Annotated in this window: 1 protein-coding gene, 2 tRNA genes and 1 pseudogene; 3 read left to right on the forward strand and 1 reads right to left on the reverse strand. The window is 58.3% G+C overall.

Going from position 1 to position 1446, the window contains the following annotated elements; genetic code table 11:
- Window positions 1-40: 40 nt before the first annotated feature.
- From AC1DVW_RS29630 to AC1DVW_RS29640, 3 genes and pseudogenes are all read left to right on the forward strand, one after another.
- A tRNA-Met gene (locus AC1DVW_RS29630) sits at window positions 41-114 on the forward strand.
- A gap of 7 nt (window positions 115-121) precedes the next feature.
- Window positions 122-198: transfer RNA gene (locus AC1DVW_RS29635), tRNA-Met, on the forward strand.
- Between the two features lie 288 nt (window positions 199-486).
- Window positions 487-752, forward strand: a pseudogene (locus AC1DVW_RS29640) (type II toxin-antitoxin system ParD family antitoxin).
- Window positions 753-903: 151 nt separating this feature from the next.
- On the opposite strand, the gene AC1DVW_RS29645 reads toward AC1DVW_RS29640, so the two are convergent.
- Window positions 904-1374 (reverse strand): hypothetical protein, encoded by a 471-nt coding sequence (locus AC1DVW_RS29645; protein ID WP_477327928.1) that lies wholly within the window; start codon window positions 1372-1374, stop codon window positions 904-906.
- Between the last annotated feature and the right edge of the window lie 72 nt (window positions 1375-1446).

Below are 1446 nucleotides of genomic sequence, written 5' to 3' on the forward strand. Positions count from 1 at the left end.
CTCTTGATTCCGGTAAGGTAAAACTTACCTCTAAGGTTGACGCGGGGTGGAGCAGCCCGGTAGCTCGTCAGGCTCATAACCTGAAGGTCACAGGTTCAAATCCTGTCCCCGCAACGGTTGACGCGGGGTGGAGCAGCCCGGTAGCTCGTCAGGCTCATAACCTGAAGGTCACAGGTTCAAATCCTGTCCCCGCAACCAAATCACAAAACGGCCCGCATCATGCGGGCCGTTTTGCTATTCAAAGGCCGGCGACCAGGCGAATTCTGTCCTCATTACAAGTTACAAGGCCCGCAAGAAGCCAAGCCGACGCCGCGGGACAAAAAAGTCAATCCTGTCCCGTTCCCCAAGCCAACTCTTCCGACGCCCAGCTTCTCGAAGCGAGATCCTTCGTCGATGGCGCTTGCGAAGCGTGCGCGCGCGTACGGCCATTCATTGCTATCTATTGCTACTGGTTCTGATCGCACCACAATCTCTCAGTGGGTTGCCATGCCCAACTACGCCCTGAACGACCACTATGAGAGCTTCATCAGGAAGCGGCTCGAATCAGGCCGCTACAACATGCTAGTGAGGTTGTTCGCGCCGGCCTGCGAATGCTCGGGGATTTCGAAGCGGAGCGGGAAAGATGGTTGCGCGAGAAAATCCCGGCGCGCCTGAGCGAGTTCCAGCAGGATCCGGCCAAGGGCATTCCTGCGGAAACGGTTTTTTCGCGGCTCGAGGCGCGTCACTGGGCGAAGCAGGCGAAAGCCAGGTAGGCAATGGAGTACCGGTCGTCCYCCATCTCAAGGCAGAAGCTGAACTCGAACAGCTCAATGGCGACATAGCCGACCGCGCGTCGCCGGCGAATCGCTTGGAATTCATTGTCGGCATCCGCGACTGGGCTTGTCGACTTTTCCACAGCGCAGCTCAGAGCGAGTCGTGATCATGCCTGGGGTTCGGATCATCGGCTACCGGCGCGCCGTGAGCATTGCCCTTGCGGTCGAGGGCGAACAGATTTTGATCCTGGGCATCTTTTACGCCGGTCGAAACATCACGGCGGAATTGCTGCAAGGCCAGCTCTGAAACGCTCCCAGGGTTGGAGTGGCTGTCGACATTTACCAAGCAGGGCAGGCAATTTTCAAGCCGAGGGCCGGTACCCGTCACCGAGGTGTGGGAGCCTCCGCGGAAATAATCGGCGGCGGAACAGAGCCCGCAATTTCTGCCAAGCCAACTCACGAATTTCGGCTTCGTGGATATGCCCACGAGAAATCCAAAAAACTTCGGAAGTGGCTGTTGACAGTCTGGATGGGTGGCGACTATATACGCCTCACGAACGAGGGCGGTGCGCCGCTGGCGGCGAAGCAGTTTGCTTCTGAGAAAGCCCTTGTGAGAATTCAAGAGAGCCGCGTAAGCGACACTCGGACGGCCCCGAAGCCACAAGCGTAACGGGCCACGACATCGCGTCTGCGG

Source organism: Mesorhizobium sp. P3_B5 (genome assembly GCF_056402815.1).